The sequence below is a fragment of the Streptomyces sp. NPDC051636 genome, from assembly GCF_044453765.1.
Lineage (GTDB): Bacteria > Actinomycetota > Actinomycetes > Streptomycetales > Streptomycetaceae > Streptomyces.
This window is the reverse complement of the sequence record NZ_JBITDA010000025.1, coordinates 56,382-80,476: the sequence shown is the minus strand read 5'-3', so window position 1 is coordinate 80,476 and position 24,095 is coordinate 56,382. Positions and strand designations below refer to the sequence as shown.

The window sequence follows — 24,095 nt, the reverse complement described above, 5'->3', positions numbered from 1 at the left end:
GGTCACCAGTCCCCGAACGTGCATACCGGCCCGCACTCGCCGCGCTGGTGGGGCGAGTTGGGGTTGTGGAAGTGGTCGCGGATCTCCTCGGCACGCCGCTCGTCCTGCTCGCGGCCGCTGGGCGCCCAGCGGACCGGCTCGGCGCCGGCGTCGAACTCGGCGCAGCGCGGGCAGCCCGCCACGCGGCGGCCGTAGATCACCTGGTGCGTGTGCGGTGTCGTCTGCGGTCGGTCGTCGCCCCGGGCGCCGTAGCGGACCGGCTCCGCGCCGGCGAGGAGTTCGTCGCAGCGCGGGCAGCCAGCGGTCAGGCGGCCGAACTTCGGTCCGCCGCAGGTGTGCTGCTTCCTAGCCACGGTCATTCCTTCCGGGTCGATTCGGTCGGGAGGGGTCCGGGCGGCCGCTGCGGCGGCCGCCCGGACGAGGGTTCAGCGGTTGCGGACGCGCCCGGAGACGGTGCTCGGCCGGACGTTCAGGTGGCCGGCGCCGCGGGTGGTGACGTCCCCGGAGACCGTGGAGACGTTGACGCCGCCGGTCGCGGCCGGAGTGGCCGCCAGCTCGATGTCGCCGGAGACGGTGTTCGCGGAGAACGAGTTGCCGGAGTAGGACTCGACCTCGATGTCGCCGGAGACGGAGGAGACGCTGGCGCTGACGGCCAGGCGGTCGACCTCGATGTCACCGGAGGTGGTGTTGCCGCTGAGCGTGCGCACGCCCTGGGCGTCGATGTCGCCGGAGACCGTGTGGAAGCTCAGGTGGTTCAGGTCGCCGGTGATGCTCAGGTCAGCACTGGTGGTCTGCAGGTCGACGCTGGAGTCGGCCGGGAGCTGGACCTCGACCGTGATGGTGCCGAAGCCGCTGCCGGAGACGACGGCGCCCTGCTGGGCAACGACGCGACCACCGGAGACGATCTGCTGGCCTCCCATCCAGATGTCGCCGTTGCTGATGGTGACGCCGGTCATCGAGCCGGCGTTGACGACGCCGCCGTTGAACGAGAAGCGGCTGCCGCCGATCTGGACGACGCTGGTGCTGCCGGAGCCGCCGTTGACCTTCGGGACGTTGATGTTCAGGTGGGTCTCGCTGCCCGCGTTGCGCTCGCTGATGGTGGTGTTGTCCACCGCGTCGGCGAAGGGGCCCTCGCTGTCGGCGGTGTGGACCTTGACCTGCGCCGTCTTCAGCATCGGGTTGACGGTGACGGTGACCTGGCCGACGTGGCTGGTGATGTAGGCGACGGCCGGGAGGGCGGCGCTGGCGGTGAAGGTCTTCTCGGTCACGTGCTGCTCCTTGTTGGAGTCGGATTTAGCGGGACGGAAGGCCCGGGGCGGCCGGCTGAGTTGGCGACCTGGCGGCCACCCCGGGCGTCTTGCACACCTCCATAATGCAGAATCTAAATATGCATTTCAAGACTATGCATTAAGTGGGTGCGGGTTTTTCTGAGTGTGCTGGTCAGAGGGCTGCGGCTCACCCGTCACCGGTGACGTGAGTGGCGTCACCGTCGGTCGTGGTCGTGATCACCGAGTTGTTCTTGCCGGAGACCTGGACGGTGGTGGAGGATCGGCCGCCGCTCTCGCGTACGGCCTGCTCCGCGGACTTCAGGGCGTCGCGAACTGCGGCTGCCTCGCCGGCCGTTGGGGGGCGGCCGCCGGCGGGCGGGCGGCCGTCGTCGCGGACGTTGATCTGCTGGTGGCTGCCGGTGACGTGGACTTCCTGGACGGAGCCGGTGGTGCGGCCGCCTGCGACGTTGACGACACCGGTCACCACGGTCACGCCGGGCCGGGATGCGGCGCGGGCGGCCGCTTCGGCCGCAGCCTGGCCGGCCTGGGCAGCCGGGCGCGCCTTCGCGGCCTTCCTGGCGGTGGACTTCGGCCCGGTGCCCGTCGTGGGCCCGGTGACGGAGACCGGTCCGGTGACGGTCTCGCCCGCGCGGACGGTCACCCCCTGCTTGCTGGTGGTCGTCCGGCTCCGGGTACGGGAGACTGCCGCCTTTCGGGTGCGGCCGGAGCTGGCACGGTTGACACCCTCGCGTACGCGGCGGGCCTTCTCCTCGGCGCGGGCGAGCGGCGCGACGGCCCCCTTGCACTCGGTGCAGGGGATGCTGACGCCGGGGGCGGTGATCCGGCCGGTGTCCTCGCACACCAGGCAGGCCAGCCCCTTCTGCGCGGCGGGCACACCGAGGGCCTTGCGGTAGGCGGCTACCGACGGGATCTTCATTCCGTTCTCGGGGCGGCGCCGCTTGCCCCCGCCCTTCGCTCCCTTGGGGGCCTGCTGCGGCACCCCGCCGGACTGGATGATCCAGGCGGCGCGCAGTGTGGCCGCAACTGGCGCGAAGGCCAGGTTGAGGGCCTTCTTCTTGGCCTTGCGCACAGGTTTGCCTTCGGCGCGCCTGATGCGGGTCTTCGCCTTGCGGCCGGCGTACTTGGTGATCTCCTTGGCCGCTTTGGCGATCTGCTCGACGTGGTCGTCGATCGGCGGTGGCGGTTCCTCCCCGAAGCCCGCGTCGATGATCCACAGCATCCGGGGGTCGGGATCGGCGCAGAAGCGCTGTTCGGAGTAGGCGGCGAAGTACTGGGTGTCGATGAGGGGTTCGGGCCACTCGTGGCCGTTCGGGCACAGCACCTGGACGAAGTGGTCGCCGCGCTCGTACACGAGCACCAGCTCGGTGTCGACGGTGCAGACGGGGCACGCGACGGGATGCTGGATCCACTTGTCGCGCAAGCTGAACCTCGGATCCTGCTCGATCCACATGAAGCGCCGCTCGCAGGCGATCCGGTGGTAGCCGGCGGCCGGGTTGGGGTAGCGCTTCGGGTCGATTCCCATTTCGGACTCCAAGGGATCTTTCGGACGTGAACCGGGGTGGAACCGTCAGGAACTCGCAGGTCAGCGGGGTGGAACCATGCCGGAACCGGGATCTTGACGGGAACTGAGTTCCCCTGGTCTCGAGGGGGTTCCGGGCCGGTTCCGACCCGGTTCCCCTCGCTGACCTGCAGTTCCGTCCCGGTTCCGGTGGCCGATCAGGCCTCCGCCGAGGCCTCTCCGGTGATCACCTTCAGGTCCCGCAGGCGCCAGCCGCGGGGCAGCTTGCTGCTGTACTTCTCCATCGGCCAGGAGTGGCCGATGGGCTCGAGGACCGCGTCGACCGCCACCCGGACCGCCTCGATCCGGGCCTGGATCTGCTCGTCCTCGTCGTCGCCGTCGAAGTTGTCCAGCGCCCAGGTGTCGGGGTCCACCTCGCCGAGCGCCTCGGCCAGTTCCTCACGCGACAGGCCGGCCGGGTCGTTCGCATCACGGAAGATGCCCCGGATGGTGGTGATCAGGGCGGGCAGGCCGGACGGACGGCGCCGGCGGCGGCTCTCCTCGAGCGCCTTCTGCTTCTCCATCAGGTCTTCCAGGGTGATGTCGCAGAACTCCTCCGACTCCGCGTCCATCGCGACCAGGTGCTCGCCGCGCTCCCGGCCGCGCCGCTCGTACTCCTCGGTGGAGGTGATGCACGCCCGGTACGGGATCGGCTCGCTGTGCCGCGATCCGGCCAGCACGTAGGCGACGCCGGCGTCGTTGACGTCCTGGCCCATCTGCGGCATCAGCCGGTGCGGGGCCCATCCCTCGTCCATCGCACCGGCCGACAGAGCCAGCTTGATGTCGTCCTCATCGCACGCGGCCAGGATCTGCACCGGCAGCTCGTTCAGCCACGTGTTGGCGCCGATCCGCGCCCGCGTCATGCCCTGACCAGCGACGATCACCGTCACGTCGGACTTGGCGCACGTGTCGATCATCTCCGCGAGCTTGCCGTCCAGGTTGATGTCGCCGACCTTCTTGCCGTTCTCGTCGTAGATCACGCACTTGCGGGACGTGTTCACCAGCGCGGGGAACTCGTCCACCACGAACTTGACCCCGGGCCGCTCCGGAGACGTCACCCAGGTCTGGCCCATGCCCAGCTCGTCGAACAGGTCCGGGCGGCCCTGGCCAACGGCCAGACCCCAGTCCAGGGCCTCCGCCGCCAGGTACGGGTCGGTGATCACCAGGTGCATCGCGTGGCGCAGGCCCGCGAACCCGCTGCCGGCCGAGCCCAGGTCGATCCCGATGACAATCTGGTCGGTCGTCGCGGTCAGCACGTCCAAGATGGCCCGCAGCCAAGTAGACTTACCCGAACGCGACTTGCCCACCATATTGACGTTCGTACGCTCCAGCGGCAGGCCCAGCGCGTCACCGCTCATCGCGGCCGCGACCTGCGCGTCCGGAATATCGGCCGTGGTCAGCGACTGCGGCTCCCGATAAGGGAGTTCCGGCACAGCAGCCCACGCATTCGGGCCGGGAATGGTGAGCACACAGTAATTCCGCGACTGGGACGACTGCCGCAGCAGAATCGACGACGTCCGCACGCCCGGCAAATTCGCCTCCAGATCGGCCAGTCCGTCGGCAATCTTCTTCGGCGTCATGCCGTCCAGCCACACGTGCACGATGTACGCGTACTCGAGCGGGTCCACCCGAAGCGTCTTGATCTCGCACTTGAGCTTCTCGACCAGGGCCTCGCGCATCATCTCCTGGAACACCCGCGGGGTCATGCCGATCGTGACCTCCTGCGGCATGCCGTCCTCGATCTGCTCCAGCCGCGCCAGCTCCTCCTCGCTGAGCTCCACGTCCCGGCCCATCCAGGCCAGGCCGAACATGTTCAGCATCAGCGCGCCCAGCAGGCCCCACACGTTGGTGAATCCCCACGTGACGCCGTCGACCACGACGACCGACCCGTACGCGAGACCCCCGCGGAAACACATGGCCCTCTTCGCCGCATCCCGCGCCGCCTTCGCAACAACCAGCTGCTTGCCGGACTCCATCTGCAGCTTGACCGCAGCCTCGCGCTTCTTGCTCCGGTCGCGGATCGCCCTCTGCGCTCGCTTCGCCGCACGGTCGGCCTCCTTCACCGACACCAGGGCCAGGTTCAGGTCCGCCGTGGCCTTGGCGCCCTCGATGCCGACCACCCAGGCCCGCACGCGCTGGTGGCCGCGCCACATCCGCGGCACCAGACCATGCGGGGTGCGCTGCCGGGACGCGGCCTTGCGCATCCGGCGACGCAGCTGACGGCGCTGGAACCGCAGGTAGCCGCGGCGCCCCTCACGGGTACGCAGCTGCGGGTTGATCCACGGCCGGTCCCCCTCGGGGTCCTCGCGCAGCTCCCACTCCTGGGCGGTGTAGACGGTGCCCTCGACACTGCGGGAGTGCTCGGGCTCCGGCTCACCGTCGTCGTCCGGGTCATCCGCCGGCGGCTCAGGTGCGGCCGGCGCCTTGGTCAGCGTGAAGCGCGGCGTGGGAAGCACCAGCGTCTCGTCGGCCTGGACCAGCGAGGCACCGACGGCATCGGTGAAGGAGGTCTCTTCGCCGCACATCAGCGCGTTGAACACCGGCTCCATGTCCTCGACGAGTCGGATGCGCACGTCGCGGGCCCGCGAGCCCTGGTCCGGGCCCACCACGCCGAGCCGCTCCAGCTCGTCCATCACGTGCCCGGTCAGCTCCCAGCCGATCCGGAGCTTGCGCTGCAGCAGGGACCGAGAAGCGAACTGGGTGGACACCACGGCCTCCGCGGCATCCCACACCAGTCGGCGGTCCAGGCCGGCGCCGATTACCGGGTTGGTGTCGATCTCGGTCATGCTGGTCGTGCCTCCGTCGTCTGGGGGCGGGGCGCGAGACGGAAAGCCGGTCATCGCTCTGGTAGGTGCAGCCGGCACCTCCCGTCTCGCGCCCCTGTTCAGTTGGCTGTTGTGTCCTTCACGCCGCGAGCGGCGGATCGTCCGGATCCTCGTCCTGCAGGGCATCCGGGTCGCACTGCCGGCAAACACCCGGATTGCGGTTGATGTAGTAGTCCTTCTCGGTCTTGCACTCCGGGCAGGTCCTCCGCGCCCTGAGCGCCTTCTCGATCGACGCCCACTTCGCCGGCGTCATCGGCCGCCGCGGCTTGGCCAGGTCGACCCGGTACAGGTAGGCAAACCGGTCACCGTCGCCGGTACGCCAGCCGAGCTGACCAGCCGCCTCCTGGCCGCCAGGCCGCAGTCCGCGGGCCTTCAACTGCCGGAAGGTTGCGAGCACTTCCGGATCCGGGCCCATGCGCAGCGGCCATGTCGGTAACCCGTACTCCTCACCCTCCGGATCCCAGTAGCGCAGGCTCGTCTTCGGCATCAGGCGCTCCGCTGAGCGGGCTTCTTCGCGTTGCCGATCCTGGTGTAGACCCAGGTCTTGCTCGGCCGGCCGAGCTCGGCCGCCTTCTTCTTGGTCAGGTTCTCCTGGCGACGCTTCTCGGTCTCGTCCGCGACCTCCTTGAAACCGACCTTGCGACCGGCCGCGAGCTCTCCGCGGATCCACTCCTCGATGTCCGCGTTCTCGTTCGCGCTGTACGCCTTCGCGGACACCGACGCGGCCTTCCGAGCACCCGGCGAGAGACTCCGTACGGCGTTCGCCGCACGGGTCCTACGCGTACGCGCGGGCGCGGTATCGCCCGTGCGCGCGGGCGCGGATTCAGACGTGCGTGCGGACGCGGGGACGGACGGGTTGATCTGCGAAGATACCGTCCTCAACCGGGGCTTTTCCGAGAGCGCGACGACACCGCTCGAGGACGCCTCGAAGACCCGCGTGGGGAGGATTGCGGTCCCCTCCGCGGACTCCTTCACGGGCTCCTCAGGGCCCTTCTCGGACCCCTCATCGGCGGCCTTCTGAGGCAACGCTTCAGACAGCTTCCGACGCTCGAGTCGAACCTCCGCGAGCGCCTCCAGTACGACCGTCCGGCGCCCCTCGGCTTCCACCAGATCACCGAGCATCTCCGCGGACAGCAGCGCCAGCACTTCATCCGACAGTGCCTCCGAACCAGCACCCTCGAACACGCCGTAGGCGATCGTCCAGGCGTCCTCCTCGGACAGCCGCTCGTACCCGGCGACAGCCCGCAACCGCACCGCGGCCTTCCAGACCTGCGGCCACTCGTCCTGGCGCGTCTTCCGGGTCTTCCGCATCTCCCGGCGCTGCCGGCGCTTCGCGCGCAGCCGCTCCCGGTACTCGATGTGCCGGCCGAGCTGCACCAGCTGCCACACCAGGATCGGGATGATCGAGGACGCTGCCAGCACGCTCCCGAGCAGCACCCCGTAGCGGTCACCGCCGACGTTACGGCCGTGCAGGTAGTTGACCCAGGAGGCCAGTCCCGCGAACGAGTACACGGCGATCCGGTACGGCCACGGGGAGCGGCCCTGCTTCATCGCCTTGGCCTCGCCGGCCGTCGCCGCCCAGGCCGAGCACTCCAGCATGAACGGCAGCAGCGCAACCAGCAGACCGCCGGCCCACCCCATCGCTTCCACAATGCCGGTGTCGTTCAGCGAAGAGGCCTGGGAGATCAGGGCGGGAACGATGCTGCACGCCATCACCGCCAGCGCAGCCGACAAGTCCAGATGCTCGGCCAGCCACTTCGGCGCGGCATCGAGACGACGCTGCCACCGCTCCCGGCTCAGCTTCCGCAGCCGCTCCCGCTCCTTGCGGCGCTCCTTGTCCTTCTGGATCTTCGCAGCCTCGGCCGCCTGCTTCTTCGCGAGCTCGGCGGCGTCCTTCTGCGCCTTGTCCTTGCGGGCCTGCTCGGCCAGTCGCTCGCGCTCCTCGATCTCCAACTGCTTCAACTGCATCTGCTGGTCGAAGCCCTGCTGCTGCTTGCGCAGGTCGAGGTCGACATCGAGGGCCTTGGCCTCGCGGGCCTGCCGGGCCTTCAGCTCCTCGTCCTGGCGGCGCTCCGTCCGGAAGTCAGCGAGACTGCTCATCGGGCACCTCCAGCGGGAGCCGTCGCGTGCGGCGCGTAGCTGTACAGGACGGCAACCAGGACGATCAACCCGATGATCACCAGGCGTGTGCCGACCGCGGGCACCAGCCCGAGCAGCCAGGCACCACCGCCGATCGCGAGCGGGATCTGCACCCAGTCCAGGTCAGCGAGCGAGCGCGTCAGCCGGGCGCGGAACTCCATGACGTGGTCGACGCGGTACGCGTCCGCCACGCCCAGGCCGATAACCGGGAGCGCCAGCAGGATGCGGTGCCACCAGGCGGCCTGCAGGCCCAGGCCCCAGGCGACGCCGAAGGCCACGAAACCGGTGATCAACCAGGTGGTAACGAGGGCCTGCGCCTGGATGACCGTGAGCTGCGGAGCGGAGAACTTGAGCTTGGTCCGCGTCGAAGTGGTCGTCGCCGCGCTCATGCCGCCACCCCCGCAGCGAGCAGCTGGCGGACCAGCCCGGCACCCATGCCGGTGCGGGGCTCGCCCACGATCAGGGTGTCGGCGAGCTTCGCGACCGGCTCCAGCGGCGCCACCGCGTAGTCCTCGTCGTCGCCGAACTCGGCACCCTCGACGGCGAGTCCCTGCTCACCGCCGGCGAAGCCGAACAGCACCTCAACGGACTCGACCTTCGCAGCCCTGCGGACGACCTTGTTCGCCGTCAGCCGCACGTACGAGAAGTCCAGGACCCGCTTGTCGACCCGGTCGAGCTTCATCGCGAACTCCAGCCACACCTGAGAGGCCAAGTCCTCGACCCCGTACGAGTCGGTGTTGGCCGGCAGCTCGTTGTGCCCGCGGATGTAGGCCAGCAGCGCGTCGGCGTGACGCTCGAACGCCGCAGCCAGCAGCCGCGAACCCGCGTTCTGTACGCGCTGTTCCGTCGGTCGCTGGGCTGGGAAGATGGTGTTCACGGGTCGTTCTCCGTTTCAGATCGGACGGCCTGTGGCGGCTCTCCGGGTCTCTGCCCAGACCACCCGGGGAGCCGTTTTTGACATGGCGGTGCCCTTGAAAAGCCCCGCCCTGTTTCCGCGGAAACTTCCCTAGCGAGCTGTACCCAGAAAAACGCCTTCACTAGCGAGCTGTCAATATCTCCCTAGCGATGTAAGATCCATGGCGCGTCACTGAGCCTCGGAGCGATCTCTGCGGCGAGGACCCGTAGGATCGCTAGCGAGGCAGGGAGAGGGGATGACTGGCGAAACCAGCAAGCAGCCGAAGTACCGGCGCATCGCGGACGACCTCCGCGCCAAGATTGACTCAGGTGTCTTCCGGCCAGGCGACCGCCTGCCCGGGGAGAACCCCCTGGCTGCTGAGTACGGCGTGGCGAGTATGACCGCACGTCAAGCGCTCAATGCGCTGAAGAAGGAGGGCCTTGCGGAGTCCCGAAAAGGTGCCGGCTTCTACGTGCGATCGTTCCGGCCGATCCGCCGACGCAGCATCGCGCGGCTGTCCCGCGAGCACTGGGGGTCTGGAGCCAGCATCTTCTCTGCCGACGACAGCCGGGATCTCACGTCAGAGGCCACCATCCTTGGCCAGATCACTGCACCCCCGGCCATCGCGTCAGTCCTCGGCCTTGACGGCGAGGATTCCGCGTTCGGTCGATCACGCCGATTCATCGTCGAGAACCGGCCGATCCTCCTGTCCACCTCCTACCTGCCATACGACCTCGTGGTTGGAACGCGGATCACCGAAGCTGACTCCGGCCCTGGCGGGATCTATGCACGCCTGGCCGAGCTCGGACGGGCCCCTGTGCACTTCCGCGAAGAGATCCGAGTGAGAGCACCGTCGGCCGAGGACGCCGAGGGACTCAACCTCTCCGCAGACACTCCAGTGATCAACATCGTTCGAACCGCGTACGACGAGTCCGGGCAGGCAGTCGAGGTCAACCAGATGACGCTCGACTCGCTCGCCTACATCCTCGAGTACGAGTTCGACGGGTAAGGGAGAACGACGCCATGACCATCGGCATCCCACCGTAAACGGATGACGGCCGCCCCTGCGGGAACAGGTGCGGCCGTCGAAGCGACTCCCCCGCCTGCCAGCTTCGGAGTCGTGGTCAGCGCGGTGACCGCGCTGGGTGCCTGGACCACCAGGGCCCGCGGTCACCGGTAACAGGATAGACAAGGATCACCCTGCAGGCCCAGCGAGGGCCGCCTGCGTGCTCGCTGTCACACTCCGTCAGCTGATCGTCGGCTCCCTTCTCAAGGGACCCCGTAGGTGTCACACCAGTACCACCGACCTGCTCGGCCGCTCGGCCGCGGCGCGGCTCCCCCTCGTACGCGAGCGCTTATGTACTCGCGACCTCGGCTCTGTATTCCTCCGCCCGGTTGGCCGCTCGCTGCACGTACCGAGACGACGGTCGCCAGTTCTGCTCACACCATGGTCCGTTCGCGACGGTGGGGGTGAGGACGTGACGCTTTCGGATCCGGACGCGCTCGATGCGGCCTTCGAGACAGCCCTCGGTCGTCGCGCGCCGTTCACGATGGTTTCGGACTGGGTGTTGCTGTCAGGCGCAACGTCGGACGCGCGGACGTTGTACTGGGGCTTGTCGGCGCACATCAACGTCACTCGGGACGACACCGAAGTTTGGCCGGGGCTGGTCACGCTCGCGCGCATGCTGCATCTGAAGAAGCCGGAGCAGGTGGCGCGCTACATGCTCGAGCTCGAGGTGATCGGTGCAGTCGACGTGATCCGCTCTGTTGCCGGACTGAACCGGCGCAACCGCTATGTGGTTCATCAGACTCCGCCGACGGGGTACACCGGCATGCAGTCCTTGGGGCAGTGGTACGGGGCGAACCGGTCAGCCAGAGACGCAGCGGGTCAGCCGCTCGAGGAGACACCCCAGCAGCGCAAGGAACGGGAGGCGCAGTTCGACGCGTGGCTGGAGGCTGTGCGGGCCGGCCTGAGAGATCACTGCGAGCGGGTCGCCGAGGAGCGGAAGCGTGCCCGTCGGGACGGGTTGCCGATTCCCGCGTTTGTGCGGTTCGTGCCGCCGCGCCTCGAGGACTTCCGTACCCCCTTGGGAGGGGGTACGGAGCGACCAGTGGAAACACACTCGTCCACCGTGCCTGAAATCGAATACGCAGGTCAGCCCGTACCCCCTTCCGCGGGGGTGCGTACCCCCTTGGGAGGGGGTCTGGTGCCCCCTCCCAAGGGGGTTGAACAAGACGAAGGGAAACAAGACCAAGAACAACAAGAGATGAGAGCGCCTTCGGCGCGTAGCGCCGGTGACGGCCGTAGGCCTCCTACAGGTAGTAAGCCGCGCGCGAACGGCGGCGGGGCCGCGTCAAACAGCGCCACGACGCCGCGTAGATCAACGGGAGCAGGTGGACCAGGCCGGGCCAGCGGCCGGATGTCGCGTGCGGAGGCTGCCCAGGTACGTGCGGTTGAGGACGCGTTCCCCGAGGCCCTTCGCGAACTTCTCCCGCGCTACCGGCCCGCCGTCCTCAGAGATTCAATCCTGGCCGCCCTTGCCTGGCGCTCACCGGATCAGCTTGCCGAGCGGGTCAACCGCCGCTGGGTGGAGTGGGGGTTTGCGACAAAGGCCAACGTCGCGATGGGTGGGGAAGGACTCGACAGCCCCGTCGGGGTCGCCGTGAAACTCGTCGGCGACGGCGACTGCCGCGCGGCTCGCTGCGAGGACGGCATTGACATCGACACTGGTCAGCCGTGTCGTCGATGCGACGAGCGGCGCCTGGATCGCCGGGCCCACCGGAAGATCTTGCCTGCCCAGAAGGCCAGTCCGGCCGCGGGACGTCCGCAGCGGTGGGAGTGCACGGAGCCAACGTGTCGCGCACCTGGCAAGGGACCCCGCCCACTGGACGGACTGTGCTCCAACTGCCGAGCGGCTGCGCAGGAAGCAGCAAGTGCAATACAGCGCCTAGCGGCCGAGTTCGCCAGTGCGCCACGCGCTGGCGAAGTCGATGGAGCAGAGCAATCGAGCCCGGGCATGGGCCGGGACGAGGCGGGGTGTCGCCAGCAGGCTGGGCCGGATACGCAGCGTCTGCGCGAGCAGATTGCGCGCGAGTACCCACAGCTCGCCGCCTACGCCCAGTCGCATTCCTCGAGCGAGGCGGTGCCAGGTGAGTGATCCGAACCGTTTCGAGGCGGCGCGGTCGGCGGACAGGCCGGCCGACGTCTGCGCTGACCCAGCTGGTGCAGCGAATGATTTCGTGAACGACCGTGGGCAGGCCGGGGATCGGGTGCCACGAACGAGGGGGGCGTCGGTGGAGGAAGCGGCTGCTTACGCAGCGACCCTTCAGAAGATCGAGCTTTTGCAGCGCGAGCAGAAGCGCCTCGCCGAGGCGCAGGAGAAGGCGGAGATCCAGATCCTCCAGCGCTATGGAGCCGGCTACCGCTGTGGGGACATCACCATCACGGAGCTGCTCGAGTTCTTTCACGCCTATCGGGCCCTTGAGACACCTCGTTGGTCCCTGCGCTGGAATGAGCACATCTCATTGCCGCACCAGACCTGTCTTCTCCTGCACCCTCCCAACGGCCCCGGTCACACATGGGTCGGCGCTTGGCCGTGCTCCGAGGACGCCCCAACGCCGCTGAAGGGCGTCGCCGTGGTCTACATCCTCTTCGACGAGCGCAATGAGCCCTGCTACGTAGGCAGCACCCAGCGCTTCCGGACTCGGATGAACGATCACGTGAAGTAAGGCAAGGCGTTTCGGCGCTGGCGGGCGTTCCCATGCCCAGATCGCGAGAGCGCGTATGAGTTGGAAGTCCGGGTGCTGAAAGCGCAACTCCCTCACCTCAACCGGAAGGCCGGTCGCTAGCCGTGGCGGTTGAACGTGTGGCCCTGGTAGCAGGCGCTGGTTGTGTGCGAGTCGAGATCCGTGCGATCTCGTCGGGGGAGGCGAGCGAGGCCGCCGCGCTGTCGGTGAGGTCTGGGAGCATGCAGGGTTCCGGCGCGGACTCGGTGGTGGGGTGAGCGGTGGTGTTCTTCTGCGGCGGGTGCGTGCGGGTGCGGCACCCCACCCGCATAACGCATAGCTTGACTATGCATAGTCACGATCTGCAAAATGGGTCGCGGTTGTTCCGGCGATCTCCGAAGGAAGCCAACTGACTGATGGACGCCAAGACCTACAACGACGGCCTAGCCGATCTGCGTGAACTGCGCGACGAGATCAAGCCCTTGGAGCGCCGGCTGAAGAAATTGCAGGCCGATCGGGACAAGAAGATCGTCGCGCTGGGTGCGTACGAGAAGGCGAAGGCCGATCGGCTGGCGACGTCGGCCGGTCTCTCGGTGATCGACGTCGTCGCCCTGGTGCCCCGCCTGGGCCCCCAGGCGCCCGCGAGCGGGCCGGTGAGCGAAGCCGCGGCCACGGAGGCCATTGATGATCGCTCCGGGGCCGAGGCGGCCGCACAGCCGATCAAGGAACCCGCCGAAACCACCGCCCCCGGCCTGACTACACCGGCTGTCTCGGCCGAGGCCCCGGCCGCCGAGGTCCAGGCCGAGGAGCCGGCGCCCGGCCCAGCCGTGGCTGCGGAGGCCCAGCAGGCCCCGACGGTCCCGGCCGCCCAGCCGGCCGGGGAAGCGCCGGCGCGTGAACTGCCGTCGATTCCGGCCGGGGCCGAGGGCGACCGATGGTTCAGGCAGGAGTCGAACCTGGCATCGAAGCCGCCGAACTTCCAGCAGGCCGTACGACAGATGGCGTTCCTCGACACCTCGACCGGTGTCCTGGTGTGGAGCGGCGGGACAGCCCGGCTGGAGCTGGGGCGCGCGAGCGTGGCCGAGATCCTGACCGCCGTGTACGCGACGGTCCCCGCCACGATCGAGCGAATCTACGTCACCGGCGGCGACCCCTGGCACCGGGACGCGGGCCGGTATGAGTTCCTCCGGGACGCGGTCGCGGCATGGTTGAACGGTCCGCTGCCGGAGGGCTGGCAGGTGGAGTCCTCGCGTGGCAAGGACCGGCAGGCCGGGCACCTCGTTCATCCGCGTAACCCGGTGGGCCGGTGGCAGCGCGGCAAGGACCAGCACACCGAAATCCGCAGTGTGGGCGAGTGGTTCGACCCTGAGGGCGCGTCCCCGGAGATCGTCCGTCAGGCCTTCGTGGAGCTGTGGAAGGCGCTGCGCGAGAAGTGGCGGGACGTCGTGCTGATGGGGTCGCCGTCGCAGACCGGCCGTGACCTGTGGACGCGGACCATCCCGGAACGGGGCCGCTGGGCCGAGGGGTATCCGGTGCTGTCGCAGGAGCTCCGCGGTCTGTTGCACGCGACGGCCGGGCAGGGCCGCACCGAGCTGATCACTCCGCCTCGGGTGCCGGAGCGGGTGCCGGCCTGGTACGAGCTGGACCGTACGTTCGCTTACGCGCGGCACTGCTCGGTCTCGCCGACCGGCGTTCCGCGCCGGATGACGAAGGCGGCGTTCGCCGCGTTGAGTGACAAGGAGAAGGCGGATCTGCTGTATGCGCCGTCGCACTGGCAGGTGCGGGTCACCATCCCGGAGGGGTGGGAGCATGTCGGACTGCTGCCCGCCCCCGCGCCCGGGGAGCGGTCCTGGCACTACCCGTACGAGCCGGGGCGTACGTTCACGACGTGGGCGGGGGGTGCGGAAATCAACGTGGCGCTGCGCAACCCGATCATGCCGTGGAAGGTGGAGTTCCTGGACGGCCTGGTGTGGGAGAAGAACCAGCGGCCGCTGCAGGAGTGGTCGACGAAGCTGAAGAGTGTCTGGAACCACCTGCTGCGCTGGTCTACCTCGCACGGGGATGAGTCGATGCGGTGGGCGTTCCGGCTGGCCGCTCGGGCGGTGCGGTCGATCCTGTTGTACGGGATCGGCACGTTCGCGCAGCGGCCGAAGATCACCACCGGGTCCGTGGAACTCAACGCGGACGGGTCCACGCCGGAGATCCCCGACGGCGCGCGCCTGACCGGGATCACGGATACGCACGTCACCTGGCAGCGCGACGGGGGGTTCGCTCGGGATCCGTACGCGCACCCGGAGTGGGCGGCCGCGGTGTGGTCGGCCGCGCGCGCGGCACTGCTGTCGACGCACCAGAGCGTGATCATCGGGCAGGACGAGAAGACCGGCGACGTCAAGGTCGGCAAGGGCGTCCCGGCCGGCGCCCTGCATCTGCCGGCCGGATCGATCCTCGCGTTCCGCACGGACGCCATCTACACCACCGAGCGGCCGGACTGGCCCTACAGCGGGCAACCGGGCGACTACCTCCTCAAGGGCGCCCTGGACTGGGAGCAGACCACCCCGACCAACGACGAGGAGTTCTACACGCTGCAGAAGCTGGGCCGCCAGAACCTGGAAGCTGAAGCGCTGTGACCGCGGACGTGACGTGGGAGGCCCGCTGGGAGCACTCCGAATGCGGCGCCTCGGGCGAGGCCCTCTTCCCCGACGAGCACGCTCCCGACTCCGGTCACTACGACTGCCCTGAGCCGGGAGAGATCGGCTGGTACGGGCAGTGGGAGTGCATCTGCGGCGCCGGCGACTGGGAGGACGGCGACACCGCCGACTCCGGCCACGAGTGCGACGACGAGGATGAGGAGGCGGCCGCATGACCCCACGCCAGCGCCGCGGCGGCGGCCGCCGCGCCCAACGCAACGAGGCCGCCCGCCTGACCGAGCAGCTGCTCGACGAGGGCTTCAACAAGAAGCAGGTCGCTGAGATCCTCGGCCGCAACGCCTCCCTCGTCTCGCAGTTCTTCACGAAGAACAAGGGCGCCTCGATGGTGGAAGCCCTGCGGGCAGTCGTCCAGGAAGTGCAGGCCGGCGGGCCGCGGGACATCGAAAGCCTCAAACGGCTGGCCCGCGGCCACGTCCGGCCCCGGCTGACCAAGAGCGGCGAGGTGGCGCGGGTGCGCCGCCGCAACGCGGTGCGTTCCACCAGGACCGTCACCGACGAGCAGGGCCGACGCCGCAAGGAATGGACGTCGTCGCTGGCCCGGGCGGGCAAGCAGCACATCGCGGCCGGCGCCTCCCGCCTGTACCCGATCATCGAGGAGGCCGCCGCGAACAACGGGAAGATCGCGTTCACGGTGCGGGCCCTGCGCAGCATGTTCACCCACGACGCCGGACGCCTCGCCGACTCCCCCGGGGTGCGCCGCAACGTCGTCCAGCGCCGCGACGGGACCGAGGAACGCGCCTACGGCGCGAACGTCGGCGGGCCCGGATCCGGCGAACAAGGCTTCGACGCAGTCCAGTTCAAGCAGCTCGTGGACGCGGCGGGCGGAGACGTGACCGCCGCCGTGCAGGGCTGGCTTGTCATGACCGGCCGCATGCACCCCGAGGCCGAGATCGTCTACCTGGAGATCCGCGCCTGGAAGGAAAACAGGTGAGGACCAACCACAGTGCTCGTCGCTTCGGAAAGGAGACGTCGTGCCCAACGAAGGAACTGCCAGCGTTGCAGAGCATGATCGGCTCGCCCGCGGGCGCCTGTTAGGTTTGCGGGCATTGTAAAGACGCAAAGAGAGAACGGATGTTGTTGTGCGCAAGGCGCGATGGATTGCGGCCGCGACGCTCGCCGTGGTCGTGATGGCCGCCGGGTGCGGTAGCAAGAGCGCGGGTGGGAAGACGGCAGATGGCACGGCAAGTGCCACCACTGGCGTGGCGAGGAAGCCGGCCGGGGCGGCTCCGTCTCACGGCACGCTCCTTGAGCGAGCGGCCGGCACCTGGAAGTACATCGCTGCCCCCGACGACTCAACGCTGGACACGCTCGTCATCAAGGACGGCAAAGCCACAGCCAAGGGCGCGAAGCTCTCGTGCACGGGCACGTTGGTGACGACGAAGAAGGGCGGCCAGGAATCCGCGACCATCACCTACACGTGCAAGGACGGCAAGGATGGCGGGCGCGGCCTGGGTCACTTGAAGGTGGACCCGGAAGGCTCCTCGCTCGTGATCGACTTTGACGGGCCTCCCGGCGGCTGGGGTGGCCCGGTCGACAGCTACCGTCGAGCGTGAATGCCTGCTTCTGAACTGGGCATGGCATGACAGCCGGACCCGAACAGCGACGCGGGCCCGCCCCGGCATAACGCACGACGCGTGCCCCGCAGGGGTCAGGAGTCGTTGAGTACGGCATCGCGCCCTGAATGTCCGACCCCCGCGGATGCGCGACCTCGTGAGGGCCCGGAAGTGCCAGGGCCTGGCCCCGGGCCCTCACCCTGTTATGAACTACGAAAGTCCGCCCCGTTGGGACGGAAGCAGTTGAGTGCCGCCTACGATGCCTGCGTGACAGCCCGCCGCACCCTTGGCGCCGGCCCCCGGGCCCCGCGCAGCATCCACGCGGCCCAGGCCGACCTTCTCGACGCACTTCCCGAAGTCCGTCTTCCCGACGTGGAAAAGTTGCGGGCCCGCGGCGTACTCGGCGCTCACCCGGCGACGACACCTACCCGACGAAGGACCCTCGGAGCCGGCGGCCGCGCCGGCGAAGAACGGGAGTGAGTGGAAGTGAGCCCCGCCAAGTGTTGGCGGGCTTCGCATCATGACGCGCTTGTACTGACGGTGTTGTCCTCGTCAGCTCGGACGGCTGCCTTGATGAGGTGGGCGTATTCCTGGTCTTTGAGGAGCACCATGATGCCGAAGGTCACGGCCCAGGCAACCTTGATCTCCTCGGGCAGTTCATCGCCGTACTGCTTGTACAGTTCGCGGTCCAGATAGTCCCTGTGCGTGGTGAGCAGCCGGGACTCGGAGACTTCCTTCTGGCTGGCTGCACGCTCGACGCACCGCAGGAATGTGGAGTAGGTGGCGGATCCGAGCAGGTCTCTGAGTGTTTCGAGCTGGTCGTAGGCGGCTCGCAAGGGAAGGGGCCAGGTGCGGCAGGATCCGAAGTGTTCCTCGAGTACCCGCGTGAGGTCGGCTCGTCGGAGGAAGCGGTCAAGTAGGACGTCTGTCATGTCACGCTGATAGAGCATGGGCGGGTTGCTGTGGGGGATCTTCACCGCGTGCCGAGCGCGGTTCACTCGCTCGGCGTGGCAGCGATCGGGCAGATGTTCGTGGCGACATGGCGGCGGGTCAGCGGTCGTTATCGGCGTGGCGGGTGGAACTGGCGGAGCGGTCGGGCTAGCTTTCTCGTGCCTGGCCTCGGACGCGGCCAGTTCTGGATGCTCGACCCGACCACGCGGCATCGTCAGAGAACCAACGTCGTGAGCCCATTGCCGGATCCCGCAGTTGTGTTGAGATGCGCCTTCGTTGCCCAGGTCGGGGGGCTCCTCGGAGGAACACGCATGTACTGCATGGATCAGCTCGGCAACGCTGCTTGCCAGCTCACCGGTGAGTCACTGGAGGGCGTCCGACGCCGTCTGGGCGGACTCGACCGCTTCGATCAGCTCGTACCCTCGGCTTCAGGTGAACAGGCTCTTCTGGAAGCGGCACTGGTCTCTGCTCTTGGCACCGTGGACGGTCAGACACGACCGTTCGGCGTCAGGGAAGCCAAGCCGGTGGAGGAGGGACTGGTTCTGCGCCTTGAACGCCCTGCGGACGTGCAGTCCCTGTTCGGACTGTTGCCGTACCGCACGAAGAAGAGCCCGTGGCGTGGCGTCCGTGGACTGACCGTGCAGATGGACGGTGCCCGTCTGCGCTTCGGTCTTCGCCCCTGGGCATTCGAGGCGTCCTGGCGCTCACCCGCGCCGGCGGTGTGGGTGAGCGGACCGCATGGTGAGGACCTGTCCGCGCTGCTGGCCGCCCACACCGACCAGGTCACGGCATCTGGACACGTCGTGCAGTGGGATCCGCTGCGTGAGGAGCGAGGCCCTGGACGCCGCGAGCCGGTGGAGCGCAGTCTGCTGCGCCGACTCATTGTTTCCTGCTCAATGGGCAGTGCCCTGCTGCGACGCCCCCGCCTGTGGGACAGCCTCACCGGGTACGTGGGTGTACGGCTGAGCACCGAGATGGCCGACCACGGGCTCGACTGGTTGATCGAACGCCAGGTGGCAGGTGGCGGATTCGACGAGGAACGGCTGATCGAGGTGCTCGAGGACCGTATCGCGGGGTGCGGGCTACGGCTGCTGGACCACGCATGCGGACCCGAAAACTGCACAGTGAGAATGGCTCCCCGCTGGTCTTTCTGCCGCGGCGTGCTCACGATTCGCAGCAGTCGCGTGCCGGCGGCCCCGGCCGGCTCGATCCCTGTACCACGGCCGTTGACGGCCGTGGGCGATGACCGCCATGTCAGCCGGCCCCGGCCCGCAGGGCACGGCACGGAGCCAGACGTTCTCAAGCGTTCGCGCGTCGTCCAGTTCCTCGACGCGCCGTCCGGCGGCCTGGGGCGGGACCATCTGGCCAGGGTGGCCGAGCGCATCGCCGCCGCCTGGGCTGCCCGCGGCCTCGCAGTAGGTCTCCTTCTCGTGGAAGGAAGCAGCATGGGCCTCTTCCGCGATCCGGGCCGCCCAGAGTGGGCGACAGCCGCAATGCCGAAGGCGGTCAGCACATGGACACGGCTGCGGCTCGCTCCCCCACCTGGCCAGCTGTGGTCGATGACGGTCCCCAACACCAGCGACGCGATCGGCGCCGCGCTTCAGCATGCTCACGGCGGCTTCGACCAGGTGTTCTTTATCGGCGCCTACGACGGCTGGATGCAGGAGGTGACGTCCTCGAAGTGGGCCGCCGACCTGCGGATTCTCGTGCATCACGCCCGGCCCTTCCAGCGCCACATTCCGTTCCCTGGCAAGACCACGAACACCACGCATACCAACGATGGTGTGCCACTCACACCAGCCGAGTCGGCCGTCCTGTGGCGGTCGGAGCATTTGGGCCGGTCGGTGTGCACCCACCCCCTGAACGGGCTGCTGCTTCTCACCGAGTCCGACGAAGCTGCCACACCGGACGAATTCGACTTGGCCGTCGAAGAACAACTGGCGCGCTACGGCACGCCCGTGCTCGGCCGCTTCCCGGATCATGGTCTGATCATGCGCGGCCATGGGAGCAGTGACCACCCACCCACCGTCCTGGACCCGCAAGCCAAACCGCTCGACCATGCACGCATGGCAGCCGCAGCCGATGCCCTTCATCGACGTCTGTGGAGCGAGCTGACTTCCACAGCTGCACGGCAGAGCAGCCCGACGGTGATCCCGGACGTGCCGAGATTCTCCTCGTAGTGGCTAGAGCAGCGAGTACAGAGGGCACCTGCGCGGCTTCCCGACCTGAAGACGCCACGGGAGAAGTAGGGCGCTTCGGCCTTCTCGGGCTGGGCCACAGGACGCTTCCTGCCGAGTTCAGCGGTCAGCCCGGGCGAACGTTGTCACGCCCATGACGGCGCTGCCGTCGGCCGCGCACAGACAGCTCTTCCCTGGACGGAACTGCGGAAGCGGCTGTTGTGTGCCCAAAACAGTTGGTTCGTCGTTGTATGGGACGCCCGCACCACGTAAGGGACGGACCTGATCGCAGATGAAGAGAGGACATTCGGTGCTTGCCATTCGCACCGCACGCCGCGGTGAGAGCATGGATCTCAACCGGCTGTCAGACATTGCCATAGGAGGTCGCCCCTCCTTGCGGCAGCCGGAGGACCAGCCGCTTGGGACGCTCGTGGATCGTTATGGTGGCGAGTTCTCCGTACGCCCCTTCGGACAAGTGCGAGCCGTGGTGGCCGAGAGGGAGTCGGCAGGTGGACCATGCGGGCTGGCTTTCGTGACTCCCCCGGTTCGCTTGATGCGCCAGCACACCGAGCAGGGACGTTCCGCGCTGCGTGCTCTGGCCCGGACGCTGGCAGAGATTGACTTGCTGGCCGTCGACGCCGACGTCCGTCGACAAGGAGTGGGCAGTGCGCTCCTTGAAGAGACCGAGCGATGGTTGGCAAACCGGGGGTGCCGCGTGGTGATGGCGAAGATCGCCCGCGGGGAGTACGGAGTGATGCACTGGTACCGCCAGCGCGGATACCTGGTAGCAGCGCAGGGGGAGCCGTTCCGGGTGTGGCTCCCAGGCCTCGAGCTCAGCTGCGACGACGGCGATGACGGCTACCAACTGGCGCTGAAGGGACTGGGCGTCTCGCTGCGTCGAGCCCGACAGGGAGCGGAGACGTTCGTTACGGTCGGGTCTGGCCGGGGCAGCACCAACAGTCTGGCTCTGGCGGAGCGGTAAAACAGGTCGTGACGACACTGCCCAGTGGTCGGCTGCTCGTTCGGCTAGGCCAATGCAGAAGGGGCCCGCGCTTGCGGGCCCCTTCTTCTGGTAGCGGGGACAGGATTTGAACCTGCGACCTCTGGGTTATGAGCCCAGCGAGCTACCGAGCTGCTCCACCCCGCGTCGGTGATGCCACTGTACATGGTGGATCATGCGGGACTCGGGTCGGATGTCAGCCGCCGCGGACGATGTTCTCGACCTGGGGGCCTTTCTGGCCCTGGGTGACGTCGAAGGTGACGGTCTCTCCCTCCACCAGTTCCCGGTATCCGTTGCCCTGGATGTTGGAGTAGTGAGCGAAGACGTCCGGTCCGCCGTCCTGGGCGATGAAGCCGAAGCCCTTCTCGGCGTTGAACCACTTCACGGTGCCTCTGGCCATGCTGTTGTCCTTCGTTCTCGCTGGGAGACCCCAGCTGGGTGTGATGGGCCTTCCAGCGAAGAGAGGCCCGGCATCCGTCCTACCCCACCGCCAGCCCGGTTATCCGATAACCGCTTCCAGCAGGCGCTGGGGTCGCGTACGTCCTCACTGACGGCGCAGGCTCAGGCAACCGTCGTCATCTTCGATGTCTTCTCGATCATCAGCCCTCCGCGTCCAAGGCCCCGTTGCGCCTGAAGGAGCTCAGGGGATTCGGGGATTGGGGAGCTCGGCTGGATGAGTCAGCCGGCTCTCTTGCGCCGTCCGGTTCCAGCCAGCCGCTGCAGACCACATCTGGCGCCCTCGAACATGCACCTGCCCGACGCGGGAGTTGACGCCTGCACACCTATCATAAAGCGTAACCAATCTATGCAGACTATAGGCATGCATAGTTTGATTCTGCATTATGGGCTCTGATGGTGCCCGTGACTCCCCACCGGTGGGACGACAGCGACGCCTGCCTCGCCATCGGCCGCCGGCTCCTGCACCAGACACCCGGAAAGGACACCGCGCGTATGCCGACCACCCAGACCGCCCCGGACCCCGCCACGTCGTCACCGAACTGATCCGCGACGGCTGTGCTGCCTGGCTGCGGCAGCGGCACGGCCGGCTTCCCAGCCCCCAAGTAGGGGCTCCACTGGAGCCGTACCTGGCTGCCGCCCCGGACAACTGACGGCCGCCACGCCCAGTCCCGAACCGCCCCGCCAACAACCGCGGCCCCTTCGAGAGTTCAGGAGATCCTCATGGCGACCTGCCCGTCCCACCAGCACACGCGGCTGCCTGCACCTCAGTTCCCGTTCTCACGCAACCAGCGACCGGGCGTGTGCAAGGGCTGCGGCAACCAGGCCGGCACCAACGGCGACCGCTACGCGCACTACTGCCCGTGCTGCCGCGAGCACCTCACCACCGGCTGCCTGGGCACCGGCCGGGAGCCCGCCCGCTGCCCGAACTGCGGCCGCAACGACTCCGGCACGCTCGAGTTCCTCCCTGAGCCGGACCCGATCGCCGACCTGCTGTCCGGGCGTATCGAGCCGTCGGCCGAGTACCTCGCGAGCCAGCTGGCCCGCGTCGCCTTTGGCGACCAGGTCGCGCACTACATCGCGTGGTCCTGGCAGGACCGCGAACTGCACCATGGTCACCTCGCGATCTCGGGGCAGCAGATCCGGCTGCGGCTGCACCGGGCCGACGAGTCCTTCGAGGCCGCCTCCCCCCTGCACCGCCGACCGGTGCCGTGGCCGCCGCTGGAGTCCCGTGACCAGCGCCGCGGACCTGCTCGCCGTGCACACGCACGGTCCAAGCAGGGCGGCCTCGCCCTGCGACCGCTGCGGCACGGCCCCCAACCCTTGAAAAGCAGATTCACATTCTGCATAATAGAGATATGCCTAGCGGGAGGCTGGGCAGAGAGGAGGCACCTGTTCGTGAAGATCAGTGAACGCTCCAACCCGGTCGGCTACCAGGCCGCCCTCGTACGTGCGGCCCTCCGTGCCGGCATCGACCACACCGCCTCCGACGCCGACCTGGACCAGGCCGCGACCGAGGCGGGCCTGCGGCCGGCGGCGCTCGAGCAGACCCGCGAAGTGGTGCGGAGCGCACTGGAGTCCCCCGTCGACTTCGCCGAAGACTGCAACCAGGACGTCACCTTCGCCGTGTTCAACGCGGCGGGCGAAGGCCGCCCGCTGGTCGTCATCGGCGCCGACGGCCGCAGCGTCGTCATGGAGCCGCACCCCGTTGAGGAGTCGGCGTGAGCGCCGGCACCTCCCGGGCCGCCGGGGCGACCGAGATCGAGTTCGCCCCGGCCGTGGCCGACGACGTGAAGATCGAGCCGGGTATCGGCTACCTCCAGCTGGCTGGACTGGTCGTGCACACCGGCTGGTCCTTCCCGCCGCGCGGCGAGCGAGTCCTGCGCCAGCACCCCGCCTACGAGGGCGGCAGCATCCAGCCGTGGACCATCTCCACCCCCGACGGCATCGTGGCCGCGCGCTTTCCCTACTTGACGCGCCCGGACGCGGAAGCAGCAGCGGCACGGATCGTCACCGTGCTGCCGGACGGGGTGTGGCCGGCCGACGGCGACACCGCCGCCCTGTTGCCGCTGCTGCGGGAGGCCTCCAGCGGACCCGACCTGCTGCCGCTCGCCCACAAAGGCAAGCCCAACTGGGGCTCCGGATACGGCGGGGACGTCGCGGACTTCTACCTGCCCGACACTCGTGCCGAGTACGAGGCGATGATCGCCGCCCACGGCCGGCTCCCGAAGGCCTGCGAATGCTGCGCGCGACTGGTGCGCGAGCAGAAGAAGAACGGGTGGCTGCCGCGCACGAACCACTGGCCCGTGTGGCAAGTTCACGCCCGCCGCCCCGGCGACCTGGTCAGCCCGCACTGCTACTGCACGGCCTGCATGCGCGTCGACGTACGCATGGGCACCTTCGGCACGGTCGTCGACGACGAGGGCAACTCTCAGATCGGCTCCGTGGCCGTCTATCCCTGGTCCGACCCCGCCAACATCACCGGCCGCACGGTGCAGCGAAGCGACCGGGCCATCGCCTGGTTCGCTCACTTCCTGAGCGAAGGCGGATGCGTCGTCATCGACGAACGCCCCGGCGTGGGCCTGTGGCCGGAGGGCGTCCAGCACGATGACGCCCTGCTGTGCGAGACCGGCATCGGCGGCCTCATAGACGCCGACCCTGTCGACGACGCCGACTGACCGCTCATGCCCCGGCGGCCGCCGAATCGGCCGGGCTCGGCAGTCCCGGACTGTTTTGGCGGCCGCCACAGCAGTAACCCTCCTGAGAGTGACGGACACCGTTGCCTCCCGGGTGAGACCATCACAAGCGACATTGCAGA

The 24,095-nt window shown here is 68.5% G+C and carries 22 protein-coding genes and 1 tRNA gene; 12 read left to right on the top strand and 11 right to left on the bottom strand.

Going from position 1 to position 24,095, the window contains the following annotated elements:
* Nucleotides 1-2 precede the first annotated feature (2 nt).
* The 8 genes from ACIBBH_RS33030 to ACIBBH_RS32995 form a co-directional block, all read right to left on the bottom strand.
* Nucleotides 3-353, bottom strand: a complete 351-nt coding sequence (locus ACIBBH_RS33030) for a hypothetical protein (protein WP_399410994.1) — start codon at nt 351-353, stop codon at nt 3-5.
* Between the two features lie 72 nt (nt 354-425).
* Nucleotides 426-1,268 carry a DUF4097 family beta strand repeat-containing protein gene (locus ACIBBH_RS33025; RefSeq protein ID WP_399410992.1) on the bottom strand — a complete coding sequence of 281 codons (843 nt, stop codon included), beginning with the start codon at nt 1,266-1,268 and terminating at the stop codon, nt 426-428.
* Nucleotides 1,269-1,455: 187 nt separating this feature from the next.
* Nucleotides 1,456-2,811 (bottom strand): hypothetical protein, encoded by a 1,356-nt coding sequence (locus tag ACIBBH_RS33020; RefSeq protein ID WP_399410990.1) that lies wholly within the window; start codon nt 2,809-2,811, stop codon nt 1,456-1,458.
* 194 nt (nt 2,812-3,005) lie between these two features.
* Nucleotides 3,006-5,633: a DNA translocase FtsK gene (locus ACIBBH_RS33015; RefSeq protein WP_399410988.1), complete on the bottom strand. Its 2,628-nt coding sequence runs from the start codon at nt 5,631-5,633 to the stop codon at nt 3,006-3,008.
* Nucleotides 5,634-5,751: 118 nt separating this feature from the next.
* The gene (locus ACIBBH_RS33010) at nt 5,752-6,159 is read right to left on the bottom strand and encodes an RRQRL motif-containing zinc-binding protein (protein WP_399410986.1); all 408 of its coding nucleotides are present in this window, start codon (nt 6,157-6,159) and stop codon (nt 5,752-5,754) included.
* Nucleotides 6,159-7,772, bottom strand: coding sequence for a hypothetical protein (locus tag ACIBBH_RS33005; RefSeq protein ID WP_399410984.1), 1,614 nt, complete (start codon nt 7,770-7,772; stop codon nt 6,159-6,161). The genes ACIBBH_RS33010 and ACIBBH_RS33005 overlap by 1 nt, the downstream gene beginning before the upstream one ends.
* On the bottom strand, nt 7,769-8,200 hold the full coding sequence (locus tag ACIBBH_RS33000) for a hypothetical protein (RefSeq protein ID WP_399410982.1): 432 nt from the start codon (nt 8,198-8,200) through the stop codon (nt 7,769-7,771). Before ACIBBH_RS33000 ends, ACIBBH_RS33005 begins: the two co-directional genes overlap by 4 nt.
* Nucleotides 8,197-8,688 carry a hypothetical protein gene (locus ACIBBH_RS32995; RefSeq protein WP_399410980.1) on the bottom strand — a complete coding sequence of 164 codons (492 nt, stop codon included), beginning with the start codon at nt 8,686-8,688 and terminating at the stop codon, nt 8,197-8,199. Before ACIBBH_RS32995 ends, ACIBBH_RS33000 begins: the two co-directional genes overlap by 4 nt.
* Nucleotides 8,689-8,962: 274 nt before the next feature.
* Between ACIBBH_RS32995 and ACIBBH_RS32990 the strand changes: the two genes are divergently transcribed.
* The 7 genes from ACIBBH_RS32990 to ACIBBH_RS32960 all read left to right on the top strand — a co-directional run bounded on the left by ACIBBH_RS32990 (nt 8,963) and on the right by ACIBBH_RS32960 (nt 16,693).
* Nucleotides 8,963-9,715: a GntR family transcriptional regulator gene (locus ACIBBH_RS32990; protein ID WP_399410979.1), complete on the top strand. Its 753-nt coding sequence runs from the start codon at nt 8,963-8,965 to the stop codon at nt 9,713-9,715.
* 469 nt (nt 9,716-10,184) lie between these two features.
* Nucleotides 10,185-11,864 carry a hypothetical protein gene (locus tag ACIBBH_RS32985; protein ID WP_399410977.1) on the top strand — a complete coding sequence of 560 codons (1,680 nt, stop codon included), beginning with the start codon at nt 10,185-10,187 and terminating at the stop codon, nt 11,862-11,864.
* A complete protein-coding gene (locus tag ACIBBH_RS32980) occupies nt 11,857-12,435 on the top strand; it encodes a GIY-YIG nuclease family protein (RefSeq protein WP_399410975.1) in 579 nt (192 codons plus the stop codon). The genes ACIBBH_RS32985 and ACIBBH_RS32980 overlap by 8 nt, the downstream gene beginning before the upstream one ends.
* 413 nt (nt 12,436-12,848) lie before the next feature.
* Nucleotides 12,849-15,059, top strand: a complete 2,211-nt coding sequence (locus ACIBBH_RS32975) for a Mucin-19 (protein ID WP_399410973.1) — start codon at nt 12,849-12,851, stop codon at nt 15,057-15,059.
* Nucleotides 15,056-15,295, top strand: a complete 240-nt coding sequence (locus tag ACIBBH_RS32970; protein ID WP_399410971.1) for a hypothetical protein — start codon at nt 15,056-15,058, stop codon at nt 15,293-15,295. The genes ACIBBH_RS32975 and ACIBBH_RS32970 overlap by 4 nt, the downstream gene beginning before the upstream one ends.
* The gene (locus ACIBBH_RS32965) at nt 15,292-16,071 is read left to right on the top strand and encodes a hypothetical protein (RefSeq protein ID WP_399410969.1); all 780 of its coding nucleotides are present in this window, start codon (nt 15,292-15,294) and stop codon (nt 16,069-16,071) included. The genes ACIBBH_RS32970 and ACIBBH_RS32965 overlap by 4 nt, the downstream gene beginning before the upstream one ends.
* Nucleotides 16,072-16,219: 148 nt before the next feature.
* Nucleotides 16,220-16,693: a hypothetical protein gene (locus tag ACIBBH_RS32960; RefSeq protein ID WP_399410967.1), complete on the top strand. Its 474-nt coding sequence runs from the start codon at nt 16,220-16,222 to the stop codon at nt 16,691-16,693.
* A gap of 518 nt (nt 16,694-17,211) precedes the next feature.
* On the opposite strand, the gene ACIBBH_RS32955 is transcribed toward ACIBBH_RS32960, so the two are convergent.
* Nucleotides 17,212-17,625, bottom strand: a complete 414-nt coding sequence (locus ACIBBH_RS32955; protein WP_399410966.1) for a hypothetical protein — start codon at nt 17,623-17,625, stop codon at nt 17,212-17,214.
* A 330-nt stretch (nt 17,626-17,955) separates the two neighbouring features.
* On the opposite strand from ACIBBH_RS32955, the gene ACIBBH_RS32950 reads away from it, so the two are divergent.
* Together ACIBBH_RS32950 and ACIBBH_RS32945 are read left to right on the top strand one after the other, a co-directional pair.
* Complete coding sequence (locus tag ACIBBH_RS32950) at nt 17,956-19,824, top strand: hypothetical protein (protein ID WP_399410964.1); 1,869 nt, start codon at nt 17,956-17,958, stop codon at nt 19,822-19,824.
* Nucleotides 19,825-20,374: 550 nt separating this feature from the next.
* On the top strand, nt 20,375-20,803 hold the full coding sequence (locus ACIBBH_RS32945; RefSeq protein ID WP_399410962.1) for a GNAT family N-acetyltransferase: 429 nt from the start codon (nt 20,375-20,377) through the stop codon (nt 20,801-20,803).
* Nucleotides 20,804-20,891: 88 nt separating this feature from the next.
* Here ACIBBH_RS32945 and ACIBBH_RS32940 read toward each other — a convergent pair.
* Together ACIBBH_RS32940 and ACIBBH_RS32935 are read right to left on the bottom strand one after the other, a co-directional pair.
* Nucleotides 20,892-20,968, bottom strand: a tRNA-Met gene (locus ACIBBH_RS32940).
* 49 nt (nt 20,969-21,017) lie between these two features.
* Nucleotides 21,018-21,221, bottom strand: a complete 204-nt coding sequence (locus tag ACIBBH_RS32935; RefSeq protein WP_399410960.1) for a cold-shock protein — start codon at nt 21,219-21,221, stop codon at nt 21,018-21,020.
* A gap of 461 nt (nt 21,222-21,682) precedes the next feature.
* Between ACIBBH_RS32935 and ACIBBH_RS32930 the strand changes: the two genes are divergently transcribed.
* The 3 genes from ACIBBH_RS32930 to ACIBBH_RS32920 all read left to right on the top strand — a co-directional run bounded on the left by ACIBBH_RS32930 (nt 21,683) and on the right by ACIBBH_RS32920 (nt 23,955).
* Nucleotides 21,683-21,823, top strand: a complete 141-nt coding sequence (locus tag ACIBBH_RS32930; RefSeq protein WP_399410958.1) for a hypothetical protein — start codon at nt 21,683-21,685, stop codon at nt 21,821-21,823.
* Nucleotides 21,824-22,000: 177 nt separating this feature from the next.
* Nucleotides 22,001-23,002: a hypothetical protein gene (locus ACIBBH_RS32925; RefSeq protein ID WP_399410955.1), complete on the top strand. Its 1,002-nt coding sequence runs from the start codon at nt 22,001-22,003 to the stop codon at nt 23,000-23,002.
* Nucleotides 22,999-23,955, top strand: a complete 957-nt coding sequence (locus ACIBBH_RS32920; RefSeq protein WP_399410953.1) for a hypothetical protein — start codon at nt 22,999-23,001, stop codon at nt 23,953-23,955. The genes ACIBBH_RS32925 and ACIBBH_RS32920 overlap by 4 nt, the downstream gene beginning before the upstream one ends.
* The last annotated feature ends 140 nt before the right edge of the window (nt 23,956-24,095 follow it).

Bases quoted from the DNA above. Each gene is read 5' to 3' on its own strand.
- ACIBBH_RS33015 (WP_399410988.1), bottom strand. From the start codon at position 5,633: ATGACCGAGATCGACACCAACCCGGTAATCGGCGCCGGCCTGGACCGC.
- ACIBBH_RS33005 (WP_399410984.1), bottom strand. From the start codon at position 7,772: ATGAGCAGTCTCGCTGACTTCCGGACGGAGCGCCGCCAGGACGAGGAG.
- ACIBBH_RS32925 (WP_399410955.1), top strand. From the start codon at position 22,001: ATGGCGACCTGCCCGTCCCACCAGCACACGCGGCTGCCTGCACCTCAG.
- ACIBBH_RS32945 (WP_399410962.1), top strand. From the start codon at position 20,375: ATGCGCCAGCACACCGAGCAGGGACGTTCCGCGCTGCGTGCTCTGGCC.
- ACIBBH_RS33010 (WP_399410986.1), bottom strand. From the start codon at position 6,159: ATGCCGAAGACGAGCCTGCGCTACTGGGATCCGGAGGGTGAGGAGTAC.
- ACIBBH_RS32955 (WP_399410966.1), bottom strand. From the start codon at position 17,625: ATGACAGACGTCCTACTTGACCGCTTCCTCCGACGAGCCGACCTCACG.
- ACIBBH_RS33000 (WP_399410982.1), bottom strand. From the start codon at position 8,200: ATGAGCGCGGCGACGACCACTTCGACGCGGACCAAGCTCAAGTTCTCC.
- ACIBBH_RS32975 (WP_399410973.1), top strand. From the start codon at position 12,849: ATGGACGCCAAGACCTACAACGACGGCCTAGCCGATCTGCGTGAACTG.
- ACIBBH_RS32965 (WP_399410969.1), top strand. From the start codon at position 15,292: ATGACCCCACGCCAGCGCCGCGGCGGCGGCCGCCGCGCCCAACGCAAC.
- ACIBBH_RS33020 (WP_399410990.1), bottom strand. From the start codon at position 2,811: ATGGGAATCGACCCGAAGCGCTACCCCAACCCGGCCGCCGGCTACCAC.
- ACIBBH_RS32935 (WP_399410960.1), bottom strand. From the start codon at position 21,221: ATGGCCAGAGGCACCGTGAAGTGGTTCAACGCCGAGAAGGGCTTCGGC.
- ACIBBH_RS32990 (WP_399410979.1), top strand. From the start codon at position 8,963: ATGACTGGCGAAACCAGCAAGCAGCCGAAGTACCGGCGCATCGCGGAC.
- ACIBBH_RS32950 (WP_399410964.1), top strand. From the start codon at position 17,956: ATGTACTGCATGGATCAGCTCGGCAACGCTGCTTGCCAGCTCACCGGT.